The organism is Candidatus Protofrankia californiensis, assembly GCF_900634765.1.
Taxonomy (GTDB): domain Bacteria; phylum Actinomycetota; class Actinomycetes; order Frankiales; family Frankiaceae; genus Protofrankia; species Protofrankia californiensis.
The window spans coordinates 1866-4369 of sequence record NZ_CAAAFT010000372.1; the positions used below are offsets into that span (position 1 = coordinate 1866).

General features: G+C 71.1%; 4 protein-coding genes. All 4 read right to left on the reverse strand.

Annotation, left to right across the window (positions count from 1 at the left end; genetic code table 11):
• A partial coding sequence (locus tag DD1DGNOD_RS29825) for a molybdate ABC transporter permease subunit (RefSeq protein WP_430827838.1) occupies positions 1–537 on the reverse strand: 537 nt, incomplete at its 3' end.
• Between the two features lie 177 nt (positions 538–714).
• A complete protein-coding gene (locus tag DD1DGNOD_RS19010) occupies positions 715–1134 on the reverse strand; it encodes a TOBE domain-containing protein (RefSeq protein ID WP_131767828.1) in 420 nt (139 codons plus the stop codon).
• 182 nt (positions 1135–1316) lie between these two features.
• Positions 1317–2015 (reverse strand): thiamine phosphate synthase, encoded by a 699-nt coding sequence (gene thiE / locus DD1DGNOD_RS19015; protein ID WP_131767829.1) that lies wholly within the window; start codon positions 2013–2015, stop codon positions 1317–1319.
• A 51-nt stretch (positions 2016–2066) separates the two neighbouring features.
• Entirely contained in the window at positions 2067–2426 is a 360-nt protein-coding gene (locus DD1DGNOD_RS19020; RefSeq protein WP_131767830.1) for an Rv2175c family DNA-binding protein, read from the reverse strand.
• Between the last annotated feature and the right edge of the window lie 78 nt (positions 2427–2504).

The window sequence follows — 2504 nt, forward strand, 5'->3', positions numbered from 1 at the left end:
TAACGCCCCCTCGACCGCGACGATCAGGAACGGCATCGCCACGAACGCCTCCGCCGCGACCACCCCGGCGGTGGTGAACGGGAGGGTGATCCCGAACCAGGCGTCGAGGTAGCGACCGACGATTCCCCGGCGCCCGAACGCCAGCAACAACGCCACCCCACCAACCACGGGAGGCAGCACGAGCGGCACAGTGATCATCGCACGTAACAGCCCACGACCGGGGAAGGCCACCCGGGCCAGCAACCAGGCCAGCGGCACACCCACCGCCAACGACAGCGCGGTCGCGATGGTCGCGGTCACCAGGGACAGCCGCAGCGCCTCGCGCACACCGGGCTCGGTCAGCAGGTCCGGCAGGTTGCGCCAGGGCACCCGCACAAGCAGTCCGGCCAGCGGGAGCAGGAGGAACCCGATGGCGATGCCGCTCGCGACCGCCAGCGGAACCGGTACCCGCCCCCCGCTGCGACCCGACGAGCGGGCGGAGGCAGAGGGCGGGGTAGAGGTGCGGGGCCGGCGGAGGCGGCCGGTGACCACGGGGATCCGGCTCACGTCGCGGGAGAGAACCCGGCCTCGGTGCGGACCGCCTTACCAACATCGGGCAGCACACAAGCGACAAACGCCCCGGCCGAGTTCTTCGATCGCGCTTTCATCCGTCCCCGCAAGCTGGCAAGTCTGGAAAGACCGGAAAGAACCGACCGGCACCGGTGTTGCGCGGCGTCAGCGACGCTGCGCCGGAAGCTCCATCACCACGTTCGTCGACTTCACCGAAGCCACGGCGACCACGCCCGGTTCGAGGCCGAGCTCGTCGGCGGACTCGCGGCTCATCAGGGACACGACCCGGTGCGGACCGGCCTGGATCTCGACCTGGGCCATCACGCCGTCGCGTATCACCCGGGTCACGATCCCGGGGAAGCGGTTACGGGCCGACTCCCCCACCACTGCGGCGTCCGCGGCCGGAGGCCGGTCGGCCGAGGCCGCAAGCTCCTTGCTGAACTGGGCCAGCGCGGCACCCTCGACGGCCTGGCGCCCGCTGTCGTCCCGTACCAGCGGCAGCCTGCCGGCATCAGCCCACCTCCGGACGGTGTCGTCGCTGACACCCAACAGCCCGGCTGCATCTGAGATCCGCAAAGTCGCCATGCATGCACCATAGCCAGCGCATCTACGGTTTGTCCCAGGCACCGGGACCGAATCCACGGCCGCCGGACGCATGACCGTCCAGACCGTTACCGCCAGCGGACGAACAGGTTACGCAGCGGGCTCGTTCCGAGCGTGCGACCGGGCCTGTCCGTCCAAGGGTATCGAGCTACCCGTGGCCGGGCTCAGGCTGCGCGCAGCCGGCCGGCCAGGGCCGCGGCGGCCGATCCCGGTTCCTCGGCCTGCGTGATGCCCCGAACGACCACGACCCGCCGGGCGCCGGTGTCGAGAACCTCGTCCAGGGTGAAAATGTCCACGCCCCCGGTGACGAACCAGGGCTTGGCACCGGGAGTGAACGGTGGGGCGAGCCGGGCGGCCAGGCGCGGCAGCTCCAGCCCGACCGGCGCGCGTCCCTGTTTCGTGGGCGTCGCCCATACCGGGCCGACGCAGAAGTAGTCCACGTCAGGATCCTCGATCGCCGCGGCGAGCTGGTCGGGATCATGGGTGGACAGGCCGATCAGCACGTCCGGGCCGAGCAGCCGGCGGGCAAGCCGGGGCGGGATGTCGTGCTGGCCCACATGCAGCACATCAACGCCGGTGAAGGCGGCGAGATCGGCACGGTCGTTGGCGCTGACCAGCGCCCCCCGCCGCTGCGCGGCCTCCCGCACCACGGCGAGCTCGTCGGCTTCGGGCTGCCACTCCAGACCCTTCTCGCGAAGCTGGACGACGTCCACCCCGCCGGCGAGCACCTCGTCGAGGAACGCCGGCAGAGCCGGTCGCAGCCCGAGACACAGGTACAGCCTGGCATCGGCCAGCCGGACCAGACGCGCCTCCGCCCCCGGTGACCGCGCATACGACCTGGCGGCACCGGCATCCTGTGTCATGCCCCGACCCTACGGGTCCGGCCGCGCACGCAGGACGACGACCAGCCGCGGTCAGAAGGCGAGGGCCTGGGCCCGGCGTTTGACCTCCCTGCCACGGTTCTCCGCCAGGGCACGCACCGGGGTGCCGGGAAGGGTCGGATCGTCCCGGAAGAGCCAGTCCATCGACTCCTCGTCGGTGAAGCCGGCGTCGGAGAGCACGGTCAGCAGGCCCGGGAGGCCCTTGAGAAGCGCGCCGTCCTGGATGAACTCGACCGGGACCCGCAGCACTCCCTCGGATCGTACGGCGAGCAACTTGCGGTCCCGCACCATCTGACGCACCCGCGTGATGGGCACCCCGAGCCGGTCGGCGACATCGGGCAGGGTCAGCCACTCCACGGTCAAAGTAAACACCGAGAAACAGTTATTGGTCATACCGGGGTGACCGGAGCCCCACCGGTGGCCACCGACTGGGTGGCCGCCTCCATCACGGCGACCACCCGCCGAGCCACC